Genomic DNA, 18,298 nt, shown 5'->3' with positions numbered 1-18,298 from the left:
GACGCAGTTTGCTCTGACGCTGCGCCAGGAACGCAACCACCGCCAGAGCAATACCGCTGAGGTCTGTCCATAAACCGCCTTCGATCATCAGCAACGCCGCACCGATCAGCAGAAGACGGGTGATCACACCGGCGGAGGCCCGTGCAAACCAGCCCAGCACACCACCGGACAGCATATACACTCCGAACAGAGCGGTGATCAGTGCGCGGGCGATATCAAACCAGCCGGCATCCATCAGCAAGGCGCCGTTGTAGAAAAACATGAATGGCACGATGAACGCTGCAATACCAATTCGGAACGAGGCCACGGAGGTCTCCATCGCATTCGCGCCCGAAATCCCGGCAGCCGCATAGGAGGCCAGTGCAACCGGCGGGGTAATGGCTGACACCACCGCAAAATAGAACACGAAGAAGTGTGCTGTAAGTGGCTCGATGCCCAACTGAACCAGGCCCGGGGCGACCACCGACGCGGCAACTGCGTATGCGGCTGTGGTTGGCATGCCCATACCCAACAGGATCGAGATGAACATGGCGAAGATCAGCGCCAGCAATTGGCTGGCCTCGGCCACGTCCAGCAGCAACACGGAAAACCGCGCTCCAACACCGGTCAGGGAAATGACGCCCACAATCACACCGGCCGCCGCACATACCACAATGATCTGGATGGCCATGTACGACGCAATTTCCAGCGCCTCAAGGATCTTCCGTATGCCCATTTTGTTGGGCGAGAACCAACTGACAACTGCGGCAGACACGGTGGCAAGCGTACCGGCCCGGATCACTGAGTAGCCCATGAAGAGCGCCACAATCAGAATAATAATGGGCACAAACAGGTAGCACTGCTTCACCATGGTCTTGAGCTTGGGCAACTCATCCTCGCGCATGCCACGCATGCCGGTCTTCGCCGCCTCAAAGTCCACCATGAAATAGACCGAGGCGAAGTAAAGGATGGCCGGGATGATCGCCGCAATGGCAATCTCGGTATAAGGAATGCCGGTAATCTCAGCCATGATGAAGGCGCCCGCCCCCATAATCGGTGGCATGATTTGCCCACCGGTAGAGGCTGCCGCTTCCACGGCCCCTGCCGACCGTTTGCTGTAACCCACCTTTTTCATCAGCGGAATGGTCAAGGAGCCGGTGGAGACCACGTTGCCAGCGCTGGTTCCGTTGATCATACCCATCAGGCCGGAGGCAAAAATCGACACCTTGGCCGGGCCACCCCGGGTGCGACCCGCCGCGGCGAAGGCGAAGTTCACGAAATAATCGCCCACTTTTGACGCCTGCAGGAAGGCGGCGAAGACGATAAACAGGATGATATAGGTCGACGACACGGCGGTGGTCGGGCCGAGGATACCAGCGTCGGTATACACCTGACTGAAGAAGCGCTGAACCGATAAACCAGGATAACCCAGGAAGCCAGGCAGGTAGGGCCCAAGGAAGACATATACCAGGAAGACCAGCCCGATAATGACCAGAGCCAGACCTGCCACCCGGCGAGTCAGCTCCATGATCAGGGCTGTGCCGGCAATGGCCGCGAATGAAATGCCGACCGGCGCAAACGAGGTGCCCGTGGACATGCGCATGGAGGTGTTATAAACCACCAGAAAATAGGCAGCGACCGCCACCGAACACACAATCAGCACCAGATCCGGCACACTGAAGCGGGAGCGCTCGCGCTGGTGAAACCAGCTCATCACGATACCGATCGCACTGGCGGCCAACAGCGGCCAGCCGAAATGCCAGGTTTCGAGGTCAACTGGAACTCTCTGGGTGCCATCCAGGATCATCTGGTGGAATGAAAATGTCTGGTACAGCGCGTATAGGGCCGGCACCAGAGCCACGGCACCGATCCAGGTTGTCCAGCGATGACGTGCGGGACCGTCTTCGGCGGAGACAAAACGGGCACCGGCAAACAGGATGAAGCCCAACACCAGGGCCCCCGCAATGTGGACAATCCGGAAAGACCAGGTTTCCAGCGGCGCAATGTTCAAGCTGTAAAGATGAAACGACGAGTAGGCGATGGCCAGTAACGTCACGAATTTCAGCATACCGCCTTCAAACAGGCGGCGATTGGCCTCAACCGGCTCTTCATCGACATCGTGGGCCAGGACGTGGTCATCGCCAATGTCGTTCACCGGGTGTTCTTCGGGGTGTTGCTTGTCAGTCATGATAGACCCTGCTCACGGGGAAACGGGGCCGGCGGTTCGCCGGCTTTGCTCAGGAGGGCCACCACCGCGGCCCTCCTGAGCACACGATGGTTACTGATTGATCTTGCTGTCTTCGATCGTGTAGCCGTTTTCGTTGAACCAACGAGCTGCGCCGGGATGCCAGGGCAAGACGTTGTTCTTCGTGTAGTTTTCCGGAATGGAGTTTTTGGCGGCCTTGTGGATGGACACCATCTTGTCGTTGTTCTCCATGGTCAGCTTGGTAATTTCATACACAAAGCTCTCCGGCATGTCGCAGTTGACCATGGCGAAGTTCCACATGGAGACCACGCGGGACGGCTCATTCAGGGACTGGTAGGTGCTGGCTGGAATGGTGAATTCCGATACCGGGAAATTCGCAGTCACCTTCTTGGCCTCTTCATCCGTCATGCCGATGATGGTCACATCGGTCTGCACTTCCAACTGGCTGACGGCCGGGATAGGAATACCGGCGGCAAAGGCCACCACGTCAATCAGACCATCCTGCAACTGCCCGCCCAAGTCAGACCAGCTACCGTTGCGGCGTTCAAAATTGACGCCCAGGGTTTCCATGATGCGGGGGAAATAGGTGTCGGATGTGGAGCCGGCCGGCCCGAATCCGATGGTGGCGCCATCGGGAATATCAGAGATAGACGTAATGCCGGAACTGGAAAGTGCGGTGACGGAAAACGGCGTTTCATACATAGGAAACATCGCGCACACATTGTCCATTTTCATGCCCGGTGCCAGTGGGCTGTTACCGTCGATGGACTCCTGCGCCGGCCCCATGGTGGTCAGCCCGAACTTCAGATCGCCAGTATGAACCAGCGCCATATTCTGCATCGGACCACCGGTAATTTCAGCACCACCGGATACGCCCAGGTTCTCGGCGACAAAGTTTGCCCATCCGGACCCATACGCAAAGTAGGTTCCCCCCTGACTTGCGGTACCGACCGTGAAGTTATCCGGCCAATCAGACCGGTCCTGAGCAATGGCGGGACTGGTGGCGGCAAACGTTGAGACAAATGCCATGGCAAAGACGGATTGGGTTTTCATAGAGAATGCTCCCGTTTCGTTGTGTTTGTTGGGTGCTAGAACGGAGCCCAGCAGGTTCCGGTTGGACACTTACAGCAACGAACAACAGCAACTAGCAGGCCAGATACGGCAACTAATTGATCTTACATATATTTCATTAATAAAGCCGGGGCAGATCAAGCAGTAGCGGGTAACATTCCACCCATTTCCAGGAAGGTAATGGGTGGAGATCCACCCATATTGCACGACAAAAACCGTGTGATCAGGCTTTACCCTGTTTACTGGAACTCGAGTAGTTCTCCCAAACCAGGATCGCCGCAGCCAGATCTTCCAGCGAAACACCCACGGATTTGAACAGGGTAATGGCATCATCACCGTTGCGGCCAGCATGGGTACCACTTGCCAGTTCAGACAACTCCGCCTGAATCTTGTCCATGGCAAAAACGCCATCGTTCACAGCAAAGTGCAGATCTCCCGCTTCGCCTCTAGCGCCGGCATAAGAGTCAACAAAGACATCAGAACGAGCAACGCATTCGCTGTCGGTCTCCCGCATATTCTTTCGGAATGCCCCAACCAGATCCAGATGCGTTCCGGGTTTCAACCATTCACCCTGAATCATGGGCTGGGTTGAGAGCGTCGCCGCACTGACGATGTCCGCCTCTGGAACCACCGAGGCCAGGTTGTCGGTAGCGGTAACGGACTCAAATGCCGCCTGCCCTTTACGGTAACCCGAGTACGACCGGGCCAGATCCTCAGCTTTGCTCAGGTTGCGACCATACACCACGACCCGGCGAATCGGCCGCACCGACGCATGGGCTTCAATCAACATTGGCGCCAGCTTGCCAGTGCCCACGACAACCAGGGTCTCGGCATCTTCGCGGGCCAGGTAGCGGGCTGCCAGGGCGGAGGCCGCGGCAGTGCGCCGACGGGTCAGCTCACTACCATCAATACAGGCCAGGGGCTGGCCCGTGGCGCCATCGCTCAGCAGGTAAACGCCGCTGATCGCGGGCATGCCGCGATTCGCATTCTGGGGGAAAACGTTCACCATCTTCACCCCAAGATAGCCCGGCTGTCCGCCCTGATCTTCCCACGCCGGCATCAGCAGCATCGTAGCCTCCCCGTCCTGACGCTCAACGGCATGATGGTGGCGAGGTGGTGTTACGATGCCGCCAGCGAAAGCACGTTCCAACTGGTCGACGAGCGCATTCCAGGGCAGGTTTTCGGCGACGATTTCAGGGTTGAGTATTTGCATACGTTGATTCCCGTTTCAGGGTGCCTACAGAGAAAGACGCCCGTGATGCATGGTTTACAAGGGCGAACACCCAGCCACTTTCTTATGTGACAGCAAGCGGTTACCACCGTCCCTGCAAAGTTGCTACGACCCGCCTACCGCCGGCCCGGTCCCGGTGTTCGCACAGATAGATCCCCTGCCAGGTGCCCAGGGCAAGGTGTCCGTCGTTCACGGGAATGGTCAGTGAGGGGCCGACCAGAACACTTTTTATATGAGCCGGCATGTCGTCCGGGCCTTCCATGGTGTGCTCATAGTGGGGCGCATTCTCGGGCACCATCACATTGAAATGGCGCTCCAGATCGCCGCGCACGTCCGGGTCGGCGTTCTCGTTAATGGCCAGGGAGGCGGACGTGTGTTGGATAAACAGGTGTAAAAGCCCCACCTGGCAGTTCTGCAGGGCCGGCGCCTGGGCCAGGATTTCATTGGTTACCAGGTGAAAGCCCCTGGATTGGGGCTTCAGTTCGATAAAGGTCTGATCCCAGATCATGTCCAACCTCGTTTCTATTTCTGCCGGTCGTCCCAGGGATGGACGGGCACCACGTCGTCGCCCACATCTCCTTCATAGCTGCTGCGGAAATAGTCCATCGCCTTCTCCGCCTCGCTGAGTTCGTCAAATCGGGCAATGTGGTAGATCGCCTCGCCCTCGTTTACCAGCGGCAGGTTATTCACACAAATAACAATGCCGGAACAGGGTGATGTCACTGCGGTTTCCGACTCGCCGAACGGGTCGGCTACCATGGCCAGTCGCTGACCTTTACGGACTTTCTGGCCAAGACTGGCAACCGGGCGCATGATGCCATCGGTGTCCGTTCGCACCCACTGCGAGTTTGCAGCCGTTTCCGAGCGTTTCCTGGGGGCCTTGGGGCCTTTCTTGGCGGGAATCATCTCCAGTTCCCGCATCACCCGGATGACCCCTTTCACGCCGCTGGCAATCACCACATCGTCAAATCGCAGGGCCTCCCCGCCCTCGAAGGTGACCACCGGAATATCCTGGGAGTCAGCGTAGGCGCGAAGGCTGCCCTCCCGCAGGCTTGCGTTGATGATAATGGGCGCACCAAAGGCCTCAGCCATACGGATGGTTTCCGGGTTTTTGAGCTCCGCTCGAATCTGCGGCAAATTGAACCGGTGTATGGCGCCCGTATGCAGGTCAATAATGTGGGAGACATTCTCCATGATCTGAGTGCGCAACAGGTAGGCAATGCGACCACCGAGGGAGCCGGTTTCACTGCCCGGGAAGCAACGGTTCAAATCCCGGCGGTCCGGAAGGTAACGGGTGCGCTGGACAAACCCGAAAATATTCACGATGGGAACCGCCACTAACGTCCCCCGCAAATGCCGCAGGGCGGAGTTGGTCAGCACCCTGCGCACGATCTCGACACCGTTGATTTCATCCCCGTGTATCGCTCCGCAAACCATCAGTACCGGCCCGCTTCGACGCCCATGAACCACTTCAACGGGAATATGCAGTGGCGTGTGGGTATAAAGTTTGGCAACCGGAATCTCAACAGTCTGTCGAGTGCCGGCCTTGACCTCGTGACCGGCGATAACAAACGGCGCCCGAGCAGCCATATCAGCCTCTCCCCTTGGTGCGGGTTTTCCAGGGCTTCTGGTTTTTCTCGGTCCAGTTGATGATCATGCCGGCCACGTTCTTGCTGGTGGCATTTTCAATACCTTCCAGGCCCGGTGAGGAGTTCACTTCCATAACCAGGGGCCCACGGCTGGAACGCAGCAGATCCACACCGGCCACGTTCAGGCCCATGGATTTTGCAGCCGTGATCGCCGTTTTGCGCTCTTCGGGGGTGATCCTCACCAGAGAGGCAGTACCGCCCCGGTGCAGGTTGGAACGGAACTCGCCTTCCCCACCCTGACGTTTCATCGCCGCAATCACCTTGTCACCAATCACGAAACAGCGGATATCAGCGCCACCGGCTTCCTTGATGAATTCCTGCACGAGGATGTCCGCTTTCAGGCCCATGAAAGCCTCAATGACACTTTCCGCCGCTTTGCGGGTTTCGGCCAGCACCACGCCAATGCCCTGGGTGCCCTGCAGCAGTTTAATAACGACGGGGGCACCGCCCACCATCTGCAGCAGTTCCGGCACGTTGTCCGGCTTGTTGGCGAAGCCGGTCACCGGCATGCCAACGCCCTTTCGGGCCAGCAACTGCAATGAACGCAGCTTGTCCCGAGAGCGGGTAATGGCCACGGACTCATTGACGGGGAAAACGCCCATCATCTCGAACTGCCGCAACACGGCCGTCCCGTAGAAGGTCACCGACGCGCCAATACGGGGGATCACCACATCGAAATCTTCCAGGACTTCCTCGTGGTAGTGAATGCGAGGGTCCGCGGACGTGATGTTCATGGAGCAGTGCAGGCAATCGATCACCTTCACTTCGTGGCCCCGATTGATCCCTTCCTCCACCAGACGACGTGTTGAGTAGAGATGACGGTTACGCGACAGAATCGCAATTTTCATGTTTTCGTCCTTAGGGCCGGCTCGCCGGCAAGATAGGAACATTCAGGAAGAACAATGGCGCGCCTGGCCATTGCCGTTCGACCAAGCAGCATACGGAAACGCATGGAGTCACGATTGGTCAATGTCATTTCGATGGGCCACTCGATGTTGCCGAGCACCAACCGGGTTTCGATCACCAGGCGCAGTTCTTTATGACCACCGGAGTCCGAGACGTTGCGCTCATCCAGAACCGCCGCATCGCACTCCACCACGTGATGTAGATCGTTCTGAACCGGGTGCACCCAAAAGCGGACCCGGCGCTGACCGCTCTCTGTGTAGGGTTCGGTACGGAAGGTATGCAGACAAGAGGTGCGGGCACCGGTATCCACTTTCGCCTTGATCCGGGAAATGTCGAACTCCGGCAAGGCAACCCACTCGCGCCAGCCCAATGCCAGCTTTCCGTCTGTGTCCGGCACCGGGCCGGCTTTCGAGGCATCATCCATTCTGGTCGGCATCCGGGCCTCCCTTGTTGGTTGTGGTTTCCGGCCGAAGCAGCTCCACCCGGAAGGGCTCGGAATGGCTTCCGGCATAAATGCTCGTATGGGGGAAGGGTATTTCAACGCCCTCCTCATCAAGCGTTTTCTTGATGGCCACCATCATCTGGCTCCGACCCTCCAACACTTTGTTGCTGGGCACCCAGAACGAGAACTGCAGGTCCACTGAGGATGGACCAAACCCGGTGACCAGTACAAATGCCTTCGGCTCTTCCAGACTCGCACTGTTCTGTCTCGCGAGCTCAAGAAGCAGTTTTTCAACCCGCTCCACATCCTCGGCGTAGGCAATGCCCACCGTCAGGTCCATACGACGGATGGGAAAGCGTGAGCGGTTGACCACGCGGGTCTTGATCAGGGTTTCATTGGGAATACGCACATACAGGTTGTCCGGCGTGCGCAACTTCACACTCAGCATATCAATGGAAACCACCTCGCCAATGGTGTTCTCCACTTCAATAAAGTTACCGATTTCAAAGGGTTTTTCCACCAGCAGGAACAGCCCGCTGATCATGTTGGAGGCGGATGTCTGGGAGGCAAAACCAATGGCAACCGTCAGTATACCGGCGGCACCGAGCACCACGTCGAGAGAGAAGCCGGCTTCACGCAAGGCGGCGACGAAGAATATGGCCAGCACGATGTAGAAAACCAGCCGCCTCAACATCACCGTGTGGTGCCGTGACGCACGGTCCTCCATGAAGCGGGTAACTCCACGGGCCGCAAATGAAGCCAGCACAATGCCAAGAATCAACAGGAACAGGGTGCTGATCCACTTGCCCCAGGCAATGGCACCAAAAAACTGCATCAGGCTGCTTTCAAACTGCTCAATCAAGGAGGTAACTCCGTTTACGGATTCGATGTCGACAATTGGCCGATGATATCAGCCAAATATACGGTCGTAGGCTCGTACCAACCCGCCACGGGAGGTTTGTTCCCGCGCCGGCGAAATAAGCTCGCACTGTCCGGCAGCAGCAATAAGCGACTGGTCAATCTTCAGGCGTGCTGAGTTCATATCGGTTTCGCAGGTCACCGTCACACGCGGTGTCCATAGCTGCCCCTTGTCATTACGATGCAGGGACAGCAACGGGGTGGGCAGATTGAACCGCTCCAGCAGCAGCGGTTCCTGTCGTTCATTGACGATCCGCACCGGGGTAATCGCCCGCCAGGGACGTTTGGGCACAGCTTCGAGCACCAGGCGCGCAAACGTGGCGGCGGAGTAGCACAGCTCGCCTTCCATGGTGGTTCTTCCCACCCAGGTCAACGACGGATCTGCCAGCGGCAGTTCCATCAGGTGCGTGCCTTTGCTTCCAGCCTGGATTCGCATCCACAGGAGGGTGCCCACGTAAATGGTGCACTCACTCTCGGCGGGGATGGTCAGCGGCTGATAGGGACGTATCACCGTAGCAAGGCTGGACATCGCTGGCAGGTAGCAAACCTGACTGCCATCATCCGGCCGTACGAACCGATGAACCTCCAGATCCGCATCGGGTAGCGTGTGGGTTACCCTTTGCTGCCAACGCTCCTGATTGTCGTCTTCGGGCATACGCTGGTAGCGGATCAGCCATTCCTGATCCAGCAGGGTTATCCAGATTCGGGTGTGGCTGAGTTCGTGGTATTGCGTCTGCCCGGGTTCCAATGTGTAAGGCGTTGCCCAGTGGCCATCCTGCATCGTTCGCTGTGTGTCCAGACTCGTCGTCATTCCGGCCCTTTGTCCATAAATTCTTCCATTAACTATAATCCAATCAGCACGTTCCAGCGAATATCCATCCATAACTGTCGATCCGCCATCAAACTCAGGAAGCTCAATGACTCAGCTCGTCTGGTTCCGAAACGACCTGCGCGTTGCCGACAACGCTGCCCTTACGGCGGCCTGCAAGCAACAGCAACCGGTGCAGGCCTGTTTTATCGTAACCCCGGCTCAGTGGCAGGAGCATGATTGGTCTCCGGCGCGGGTTCAATTTGTGCTGGACCACGCCAATGCGCTGTCGGAAGAACTGGCGAAATCAGGCATACCCCTATCATTCATGACCGCAACCACGTTCGCCGATAGCGTTGAAAAACTGGAAAAATTCTGCCGGCGCGAGAGTATCCGGCATGTGCATTTCAATGAGGAATACGGAGTTAACGAAAGGCGCCGCGACAAGGCCGTAAAACACACCCTTGATGATATTGGCGTGGCGGTGAATAAATACCGGGACCAGACGGTAGCGCCTGTTGGCACCATCCTCACTCAACAGGGTGAGCCCTATTCCGTGTTCACCCCGTTTTCCCGTCGGTGGCGAAGCTGGATTGATGAGGCGCAGCCAACCCTCTTTCCCGTTCCCAAGCCCGTCGGCGAGCCTGTTAAGCCTCTTTATTATGAAGGCCTGCCAAAATGCTTCGATAATCCACCACCCCGGCTTGTTGAAACCGGCGAGGACGCCGCCCACCAGCAACTGGAACAGTTCCTCGACGACCACGGCGGGGACTATAAGGATCTGCGCGACCTGCCTTCCGTAGATGGTACCAGCCTGCTCTCCCCTTACCTGGCCAACGGGGTGCTTTCCGGCAAACAGTGCCTGATTGCCGCCCGCCAGCAGCAAGGTATGGGAGGCAACCAGGAAGGCCTGGCCACCTGGACCAATGAAATTGCCTGGCGGGATTTCTACATCAATATCCTTTACCACTACCCCAGGATTAGTATGCACCGGGCGTTCAAACCGGAGACCGAGGCCCTGCAATGGAATACACCCGGCGAGAACTTCGAAGCCTGGAAATCGGGCAACACCGGCATCCCCATTGTCGACGCCGCCATGCGCCAGCTGAACCAGACCGGCTGGATGCACAACCGGCTGCGCATGATCACGGCGATGTTCCTCACCAAGAATCTGTTCATCGACTGGCGACTGGGTGAGGCCTATTTCATGTCAAAACTGGTGGACGGCTTCCTGGCCTCCAATAACGGCGGCTGGCAGTGGAGCGCCTCCACCGGCACCGATGCGGCGCCGTATTTTCGGGTATTCAATCCGGCCACTCAGAGTGAGCGGTTTGATCCGGATGGCGAATTCATCCGCAAATACGTTCCCGAGATCGCAAAGCTGGACAATAAACGGATTCACCAACCCTGGGCCGGTGGTGTGATTCCCGGTGGGTATCCACGACCTATCGTTGACCTGAAAGAAAGCAGGAAAGAGGCAATTTCAAAGTTTCAGGCCCTGAAAAATTAAAGCGCCGGCTTCGTCGTTGGGAGGAAACGGCCGGCTGGGGGAAGGCTCTGCCAAAACACGCTGTGAATACGTCCATGTACGCTCGGCTCCGCCATCCATGGCTCCGCACGGTTTTGGCAGAGCCTTCCCCCAGCCCGCCTTATGCTGACTCTCTGCTTTTGCAGACTGGACATTCTGGGTCTCTGGCGAGTTTCATTTCCCGCCACTCCATTTGCCAGACGTCAAGAATGAGCAGGCGCCCAATCAACGGTTTGCCGACACCGGTGATGACTTTCACGGCTTCCATTGCCTGGGAAGCGCCGATCATGCCAACGAGGGGGCCGATAACACCAGCTTCGGAACAGGTCAGGTCTTCGTTGCCCTGTTCTGAGTAAAGACAGTGGTAACAGGGACTGCTGTCATCGCGGACGTCATAAACCGACAGTTGCCCTTCCCCACGAATGGCTGCGCCAGATACCAGTGGGACGCGGGCAGCAACACACGCGCGGTTGAGGGCGAAGCGGGTATTGAAGTTGTCGGTGCAGTCGACCACCAGGGTCGCCGAGTTTACCTGCCGCTGAAGTTCATCGCCTTCCAGGCGTTCAGTAAGGGTTGTCACCGACACATCGGGGTTTATGCGCCTAACGCGGTCAGCCAGATGTTCGGCTTTGGATTCACCCAGGTCGGACTGTTCGAATGCGATCTGGCGCTGCAGATTGGCGATCTCGATCTGGTCGTCGTCGATCAGCGTCATGTGGCCAATCCCGGCGGCCCCGAGGTAGAGCGCTACTGGGCAACCCAAACCGCCAGCACCGACCACCAGCACTCTCGCGGACTTGAGCTTGGCCTGGCCTGCGATATCAAACCGGGGCATCAGGATCTGGCGACTGTAGCGCAGCAGTTCCTCATCGTTCAGCATCTTGTTTTCTCCCAAGGGTGAAGCGGTCACGCCGGCCGTAGTCCTGGCGGGTTTCCACACAGGTCAATCCCGCATCGGTAAAAAGCTGCCGCACAGCCGCTCCCTGTTCATAGCCGTGTTCCAGTATCAACCAGCCCTCAAGCGAGAGCCAAGCGGGGGCTTCGGCGGTTATCCGCCGGATATCGTCAAGGCCGTCATCGCCGGCCACCAGGGCCGACGCCGGCTCGAAGCGCACATCGCCCTCTCCCAGGTGGACATCATTCCCTGAGATGTACGGTGGATTGGAAACGATGAGATCAAAAGCAACTGATGGTAAATCCTCGAACCAGTTACTTTGTCGCACCGTCACCGGCAGGCCCAACTGGTCGGCGTTGTCGGTCGCCAGGTCTACTGCTTCCCGGACGGCGTCGCAGGCGGAAACCCGCCAGCCGGGTTGCTCGCTGGCCAGAGCCAGTGCGATGGCACCCGTGCCGGTACCAAGATCCAGCACATTGGCATTTCTCGGTAAATCCAGCGCCAGCGCTGCCTCCACCAGGCATTCAGTATCCGGGCGGGGAATCAGTGTGGATGGATTGACCTTCAGCGGGAGTGACCAGAATTCCTGTTCGCCCAGCAGGTGTGCAATCGGGTGGCCTTCACAGCGTCGTTCCACAAGGGTTCTGAAGCGGGCAACCAGGGCCACGTCCACCTCACGCTCGGGCCAGGCCCGGAAAGTGGTTCGGGACCAACCCGTCACATAACCCAGCAGTAGCTCAGCATCGAGGCGCGGAGAATCACCGCCAATAAGCCCGGCAGCTTCTGTCAGCAACGCCTCACAGGCCAGGGGTTTGTCAATCATCAGCCAGGGAGGCCAACAGGTCGGCCTGGTGTTCCTGCTGCAAAGGCATGATGACGGCATCAAGATCGCCGGAAATAACCTCATCCAGCTTGTACAGCGTCAGGTTGATGCGGTGGTCGGTCACCCGCCCCTGGGGGAAGTTATAGGTGCGGATTCGCTCTGAGCGGTCGCCACTGCCCACCAGGCTCTTGCGGGTGGCCGCCATGGTTTTCTGCTGGCGTTCAATTTCCTCATTCTGGAGGCGCGATGCCAGGAAACTCATCGCTTTGGCCCGATTCTTGTGCTGGGAGCGTTCTTCCTGACACTCCACCACAATGCCCGTGGGAATATGGGTAATACGAATCGCCGAATCAGTCTTGTTGACGTGCTGACCGCCGGCGCCAGAAGCTCGGAAGGTATCCACCCGCAGGTCGGATTTGTTGATTTCAACGGCCTCGGTTTCATCCGCCTCCGGCATCACCGCTACCGTGCAGGCGGAGGTGTGAATTCGGCCCTGGGATTCGGTCTCCGGCACCCGCTGTACCCGGTGGGCACCGGATTCAAACTTCAGTGCCCCATAGACCGCACTACCAGCAATGCGGGCAATGATTTCCTTGTAACCGCCGTGCTCACCATCGTTGGCGCTGATAACCTCAACCTGCCAGCGCTGGCGTTCGGCATAACGCATGTACATCTTGAACAGGTCACCGGCAAAAATCGCCGCCTCATCGCCCCCGGTGCCGGCACGAACCTCCAGGAATACGTTCTTGCCATCGTTGGGGTCCTTGGGCAGCATCAGGCGCTGGAGCTCTTCGTCCAGTTCCTCGCTCTTCTGTTCCGCCAGGCCCAACTCCTCTTCCGCCATGGCTCGCATGTCGGCGTCACCGTCGCGGGCCAGTTCAGTGGCTTCCTTAACATCGTCACGGGATTTCTGCCATGCCTGGAAGCAGTGAACAATGGGTTCAATCTCGGCAAATTCCCGGGACAGATCGCGGAATTTATCCTGGTTGGCAATAGTACCCTGATCGCTCAGCAACGCGCTGACTTCCTCGAAGCGGTCAACAAGCTGCTCGAGGCGGGACTGAATCGATGACTTCATAGTTTTTCCGGGGTGATGGGCGCGTCGGCATCCAGCACATCAAGCTGATGCAGCTCTCTGAGCCATTGAGTGACTTCGGTTCTGCCCTCCGTGGTGGCCTTGCGGACCTGGATGGACGGCTCGTGCAGTAATTTGTTGGTCAACCCCCGGGCCATGCTTCGCATCACGGTTTCGGGGTCTGCGCCATTACGCAGGGCGCGAATGGCCTTTTCGGTCTCCCCGTCTCTCAGGGCTTCGGCCCGCTGACGGAACTGCTTGAGGGTGGAGACAGCATCCAGGGCCCGTAGCTGGCTCAGGAACTGCTGTACGCCATCAGCAACCATGTTCTCGGCTTCCCGCGCGGCGCCCTCTCGGGAACGAACGTTCTCCTCGATAACCTGCCGCAAGTCGTCAACGGTATAGAGATAGACATCAGCCAGGGAACCCACCTCGGGTTCGATATCCCTGGGAACGGCGATATCCACCATGAAATAGGGACGATGCTTGCGCTTTTTAAGCGCACGCTCCACGGCGCCCTTGCCAAGGATAGGCAACGGGCTGGCAGTGGAAGAAATGATGATGTCCACATTCGCCAGGTGTTCTGGAATGTCGGAGAGCATAATGCCCTGCCCGCCACGGGAGTCCGCCAGCGCCTGGGCACGTTCCAGGGTACGATTGGCGACCAGGAAGTTTTTCACGCCAGCGTCGGCCAGATGCCTCGCGACCAGTTCAATGGTTTTGCCGGCGCCAATCAGCAAGGCTCGATTGCGGGACATATCCGCAAAGATGTGGTGCGCCATGCTGACTGCAGCGTAGGCCACCGACACCGGGTTTTCGCCAATAGCAGTCTGCGTGCGCACCCGCTTGGCAACGGAGAACGTATGTTCGAACAGACGGGACAGGAACGCACCGCTCGCTTCATGCTCGCGAGCGAGGGCATAGGCGTCCTTGAGCTGGCCGAGAATTTGCGGCTCTCCAAGCACCATGGAGTCCAGCCCCGACGCAACCCGCATGATGTGGCGCACGGCGTCTGAGTCCCGATGTACGTAGAGCACGTCTTCCAGGTCTGCCGCCTCCATGTCATGAAACCCCGCCAACCACCGCAATACCGCCGGGGCACAGTCGTCATCTCCGGCCAGATACAGTTCGGTGCGGTTGCAGGTAGACAGGATCGCCGCCTCGCTGGCGCCGGAAGTGGCACGCAGTTCGGCAAACGCCTCGGCCATACGCTCGGGCGTGAACGCGACGCGCTCACGCAACTCTACCGGTGCGGTGCGATGATTGATTCCGAGGGTGACCAGTGCCATATCGGGGTTAGACTGCCTTATCTTTGACGACGGTTCGATACCGCCATTTTAACGATCGGGAGCCAGTGTCGCCACCCATAACCATCGTGATATCGGCAACTGCTGACAGGTTGGGCAATATCAAGCGCTTGTGCCATCATAGAGCCTCGTCGCACTACGCCACATCTGAGACCGCCGCCAGACCCTTCTCCGGCCGATCAGGTGCATCGTACACAGATCATGGGATGTTGCATGCATAAGTCTGCATTACTGCTTGGTACCTGCCTGCTTGGGTTTTCCCTGTCCGGCTGCGCTTTTCTCCAGGACAACCAGGAATCGCAATCCACCTCGTCGCCTGATGACGCCACTGCATCATCCGCGGAACCGTCAGCGGACATCCGTTACGCCGATTTCGAACCGGAAGAACTGTACCTGCTGCTTTCCGGCGAGATAGCCGCCCAACGGGGCCGATTCGACGTCACCCTTGTCAATTACATGAAGGCGGCACAGCAATCCCGCGATCTGGGCGTGATTGAGCGGACCATGCGCATTGCCCAGTCACTGAACGCCGATAACGCGCAGCAGAAACTGGCGGCGCTGTGGCTGGAGGTAGCCCCGAACAACATGCAGGCACATCGCATCTCCGCCATCCAGGCCGTGAAGAAGAACGAACTGGAGACCGCCCTGGGCCACATGGAAAAGATCATGGATCTGGGCGGCGACGCGGATTTTGACAGCCTTGCCGCGATGGCCGGAAACCTGCCGCCGGAACAACAGCAGGAACTGCTCGACTTATACCAGCAACTGGAGCAGCGCCACCCTGACAACCCGGAACTGCAATACAGCATTGCCCTTCTACTGAAGGTGACGGGCGAGCCCCAGCAAGCCCTCGCCAAACTGGAACCCCTTCTGGACAGCAAGCCGGATTTCCAGCCAGCACTGATACTCAAGGGCGACCTGCTCTACCAGACCAACCAGAAACAGCAGGCCCTGGATCACCTGAGGGCGAATACACGACAATTCCCCGATAATCGCCAGATGGGAACCCTCTACGGCCGCATGCTGATCGGCGAAGGTGAGCTGCAAACCGCCCAGAACGAATTCCGCCGGCTGGTTAACCGCTTCCCCGACGTTCCCGGCCTGCGGCTCTCCTACGCCCTGGTCGCGCTTGAAAACGATCAGATCGCGCTGGCCGAGGAGGAACTGACACGCCTGATCGAACAAGGCCACCACAGCGATGAGGCTCACTACTACCTGGGCCGGATTGCCGACGAGGAAAACGAAAACGAGCAGGCCATCGGCTACTACAGGAATGTCGAGAAAGGTAATTACTTTTTCCCGGCCCTGGCCCGTGCCAGCGAACTGATGGCGGAACAGGGAGAGCTGGACGAGGCCCTGGCCGACATTCGCGAGATCCGCAAGAACAACCCCGACCAGGACGAGAATTTCCGCCTGCTGGAAATCAATCTCCTGCTGGATCGGGATCATGACGAGCGAGCCCTTCAGGCGGCCAATGAAGCCCTGGAATCCTTCCCTGGCAATGTCCGCATTCGCTACGCCCGTGCCATGCTGCTCGACTCCATGGATAAGCCAGAGCAGGCCGAAGCCGATCTGAGAACAATCATCGAGGAACAGCCCGACAACGCCGTGGCACTCAACGCGCTGGGTTATATCCTTACCACCCGCACGGACCGACTCGATGAAGCCAGGGACTATATTGAGAGAGCCCTGGCCATCGATCCGGAGAACCCTGCCATACTCGATAGCATGGGCTGGGTACTGTATCTGCAGGGCAACACCGACGAGTCACTGAGCTATCTGTCACGTGCCTGGGAGGCCTACGCTGACCCGGAAGTAGCCGCTCATTACGGCGAAGCGCTCTGGCAAACCGGCAATCAGGAACAGGCCCGCTCGATCTGGAGAGAAGGCTTCGAGCAGGACCCGGACCACCCGATACTGACTGAAACTGTTGAAAGGCTGACCGGGGAGCCGTCCCTGTGAAATTATCGGTTATCGCGCTGACGTTCGCCGCCCTGGTTCTGAGCGGCTGTAGCTCACTGACAGTTGAACCACTTCCCGAAGGCCTGACTGAACAGCCACCGGCCGACTGGCGCAAGACCAGTGCCCGACTTGACCAGCTTCAGCACTGGGAACTGACCGGCAAACTCGCCGTTCGCCAGCCCTCGGACAGCGGCACCGCCGTCATCAACTACTGGAAACAGGACCGGGAAACGTACGAACTGGCGCTGTCATCATCGTTCCTCGGTATGGGCCGCACTACCCTTGAAGGCGTTCCCGGGTTCATCGAACTCACACTTCCCAACGGCGAGCGCTACCAGTCCGGCGACCCGGAGTCCCTGGTCAACGCCGCCACCGGCTGGCTGCTCCCCATTGACAGCCTGGCCTGGTGGATACGGGGCCTGCCCGGCCCTGACGGGGACTTCCGGCTGTTCTTCGACGACAAGGGTCAACTGGCCGTCATACGCCAACTGGGCTGGGAGATCCGCTACGACCGCTGGCAAGCATTCATAGAGGGCTACCCTCATCTGCCCGCCCGTATCACGGCGGCCAAGGGCGAGAAGCGCGTGAGGGTGGTGGTTACCAGCTGGAACCAGACCGATGGAGACAGCCGGTGAACAGCCTGGTTCTGCCTTCCCCGGCAAAACTGAACCTCTTCCTGCATATTCTCGGGCGTCGACCGGATGGCTACCATGAACTGCAAACCCTGTTTCAGTTTCTGAATTATGGCGACACCCTGACCCTGACCGCACGCACCGATGGTAGAATCGTCCTTGAGCAACCCCTGCCCGGGGTGCCCGACGAGGAAAACCTGATTGTCCGTGCTGCGCGACAACTGGCGGCAACCGCAGGTCATACGACTCCCGGTGTCAGTATTGCAGTCGACAAGCAGTTGCCCATGGGCGGTGGCCTGGGCGGTGGCAGCTCCAATGCCGCCACCACACTGGTGGGGCTGAACCGCCTGTGGGGCCTGAACCGCTCCCTGGACGAGTTGGCTGAACTGGGCCTGTCCCTGGGTGCCGATGTGCCCGTATTCGTTCGCGGACATGCAGCCTGGGGCGAAGGCGTGGGCGAACGACTCACCGACGCCAACCCACCAGAAGACTGGTTTCTGGTTATAAAACCACCTTGCGATATAAGCACCAAAGAGATTTTTTCCGAGCAAGGGTTGACAAGGGATACCCCCGGAATCAAAATAGCGCCCGCTTTTGAGGGAGACGCCTCGAGGTACCGAAACGACTGTGAGGATGTAGTTCGAAGACTGTATCCTGAGGTTCATCAAAGCCTGGAGTGGCTTGCACAATTCGGACCTGCAAGATTAACCGGAACCGGGGCTTGCATATTTGGACGTTTCCCGACAGAATCCGCAGCCCGGATTATCTGGGAAAGCAAACCCTCCGGCATCACGGGGTTCGTAGCTCAAGGGGTGAACATTTCACCACTTCACAAAAAGCTGACAGAGCTGAAATGATGCCAAAAA

General features: G+C 58.4%; 17 protein-coding genes. 4 read left to right on the top strand and 13 right to left on the bottom strand.

All coding sequences use genetic code 11. The features are described 5' to 3' along the window. The 9 genes from ACTRWH_RS20070 to ACTRWH_RS20030 form a co-directional block, all read right to left on the bottom strand. Window positions 1–2,167, bottom strand: a 2,167-nt coding sequence (locus ACTRWH_RS20070) for a TRAP transporter fused permease subunit (RefSeq protein WP_462826775.1), incomplete at its 3' end; no start/stop codon positions are given. A 90-nt stretch (window positions 2,168–2,257) separates the two neighbouring features. After that, complete coding sequence (locus tag ACTRWH_RS20065; protein ID WP_036204049.1) at window positions 2,258–3,238, bottom strand: TAXI family TRAP transporter solute-binding subunit; 981 nt, start codon at window positions 3,236–3,238, stop codon at window positions 2,258–2,260. Between the two features lie 241 nt (window positions 3,239–3,479). After that, the gene (gene lhpI / locus ACTRWH_RS20060) at window positions 3,480–4,469 is read right to left on the bottom strand and encodes a bifunctional Delta(1)-pyrroline-2-carboxylate/Delta(1)-piperideine-2-carboxylate reductase (RefSeq protein WP_085681507.1); all 990 of its coding nucleotides are present in this window, start codon (window positions 4,467–4,469) and stop codon (window positions 3,480–3,482) included. A gap of 100 nt (window positions 4,470–4,569) precedes the next feature. After that, on the bottom strand, window positions 4,570–4,995 hold the full coding sequence (locus ACTRWH_RS20055) for a secondary thiamine-phosphate synthase enzyme YjbQ (protein WP_041333479.1): 426 nt from the start codon (window positions 4,993–4,995) through the stop codon (window positions 4,570–4,572). A gap of 14 nt (window positions 4,996–5,009) precedes the next feature. Then, the gene (locus ACTRWH_RS20050; protein ID WP_085681508.1) at window positions 5,010–6,077 is read right to left on the bottom strand and encodes a succinylglutamate desuccinylase/aspartoacylase family protein; all 1,068 of its coding nucleotides are present in this window, start codon (window positions 6,075–6,077) and stop codon (window positions 5,010–5,012) included. A gap of 1 nt (window position 6,078) precedes the next feature. Next, the gene (rimK, locus tag ACTRWH_RS20045; protein ID WP_036204038.1) at window positions 6,079–6,984 is read right to left on the bottom strand and encodes a 30S ribosomal protein S6--L-glutamate ligase; all 906 of its coding nucleotides are present in this window, start codon (window positions 6,982–6,984) and stop codon (window positions 6,079–6,081) included. Beyond that, entirely contained in the window at window positions 6,981–7,466 is a 486-nt protein-coding gene (locus ACTRWH_RS20040; protein ID WP_087148985.1) for an ATP-dependent zinc protease family protein, read from the bottom strand. The genes rimK and ACTRWH_RS20040 overlap by 4 nt, the downstream gene beginning before the upstream one ends. Continuing rightward, complete coding sequence (locus tag ACTRWH_RS20035; RefSeq protein WP_041336562.1) at window positions 7,459–8,319, bottom strand: mechanosensitive ion channel family protein; 861 nt, start codon at window positions 8,317–8,319, stop codon at window positions 7,459–7,461. Before ACTRWH_RS20035 ends, ACTRWH_RS20040 begins: the two co-directional genes overlap by 8 nt. A gap of 75 nt (window positions 8,320–8,394) precedes the next feature. After that, window positions 8,395–9,213, bottom strand: a complete 819-nt coding sequence (locus ACTRWH_RS20030) for a hypothetical protein (protein WP_036204032.1) — start codon at window positions 9,211–9,213, stop codon at window positions 8,395–8,397. 106 nt (window positions 9,214–9,319) lie between these two features. On the opposite strand from ACTRWH_RS20030, the gene phrB reads away from it, so the two are divergent. Continuing rightward, a complete protein-coding gene (gene phrB, locus ACTRWH_RS20025; RefSeq protein ID WP_085681509.1) occupies window positions 9,320–10,720 on the top strand; it encodes a deoxyribodipyrimidine photo-lyase in 1,401 nt (466 codons plus the stop codon). 139 nt (window positions 10,721–10,859) lie between these two features. On the opposite strand, the gene ACTRWH_RS20020 is transcribed toward phrB, so the two are convergent. Genes ACTRWH_RS20020 through hemA form a run of 4 tightly spaced genes read right to left on the bottom strand, consistent with a single transcriptional unit; the run spans window position 10,860 to window position 14,820 of the window. After that, window positions 10,860–11,618 carry a HesA/MoeB/ThiF family protein gene (locus tag ACTRWH_RS20020; protein WP_085681510.1) on the bottom strand — a complete coding sequence of 253 codons (759 nt, stop codon included), beginning with the start codon at window positions 11,616–11,618 and terminating at the stop codon, window positions 10,860–10,862. After that, window positions 11,605–12,456 (bottom strand): peptide chain release factor N(5)-glutamine methyltransferase, encoded by an 852-nt coding sequence (prmC, locus tag ACTRWH_RS20015; protein ID WP_085681511.1) that lies wholly within the window; start codon window positions 12,454–12,456, stop codon window positions 11,605–11,607. Before prmC ends, ACTRWH_RS20020 begins: the two co-directional genes overlap by 14 nt. Next, entirely contained in the window at window positions 12,449–13,534 is a 1,086-nt protein-coding gene (prfA, locus tag ACTRWH_RS20010) for a peptide chain release factor 1 (protein WP_085681512.1), read from the bottom strand. Before prfA ends, prmC begins: the two co-directional genes overlap by 8 nt. Beyond that, window positions 13,531–14,820, bottom strand: a complete 1,290-nt coding sequence (gene hemA, locus ACTRWH_RS20005; protein ID WP_007155284.1) for a glutamyl-tRNA reductase — start codon at window positions 14,818–14,820, stop codon at window positions 13,531–13,533. The genes prfA and hemA overlap by 4 nt, the downstream gene beginning before the upstream one ends. Before the next feature lie 231 nt (window positions 14,821–15,051). On the opposite strand from hemA, the gene ACTRWH_RS20000 reads away from it, so the two are divergent. From ACTRWH_RS20000 to ispE, 3 genes are read left to right on the top strand one after another with little or no spacing between them, the layout of a single operon-like run. Next, complete coding sequence (locus ACTRWH_RS20000) at window positions 15,052–16,800, top strand: tetratricopeptide repeat protein (protein ID WP_085681513.1); 1,749 nt, start codon at window positions 15,052–15,054, stop codon at window positions 16,798–16,800. Next, window positions 16,797–17,435 carry a lipoprotein insertase outer membrane protein LolB gene (gene lolB, locus ACTRWH_RS19995; RefSeq protein WP_462826774.1) on the top strand — a complete coding sequence of 213 codons (639 nt, stop codon included), beginning with the start codon at window positions 16,797–16,799 and terminating at the stop codon, window positions 17,433–17,435. The genes ACTRWH_RS20000 and lolB overlap by 4 nt, the downstream gene beginning before the upstream one ends. Then, window positions 17,432–18,289: a 4-(cytidine 5'-diphospho)-2-C-methyl-D-erythritol kinase gene (gene ispE / locus ACTRWH_RS19990; RefSeq protein WP_075196008.1), complete on the top strand. Its 858-nt coding sequence runs from the start codon at window positions 17,432–17,434 to the stop codon at window positions 18,287–18,289. The genes lolB and ispE overlap by 4 nt, the downstream gene beginning before the upstream one ends. Window positions 18,290–18,298: the final 9 nt, after the last annotated feature.

The sequence above is a fragment of the Marinobacter sp. G5_S1_61_S3 genome, from assembly GCF_054968585.1.
This window is presented reverse-complemented; position numbering and strand designations above follow the sequence as displayed.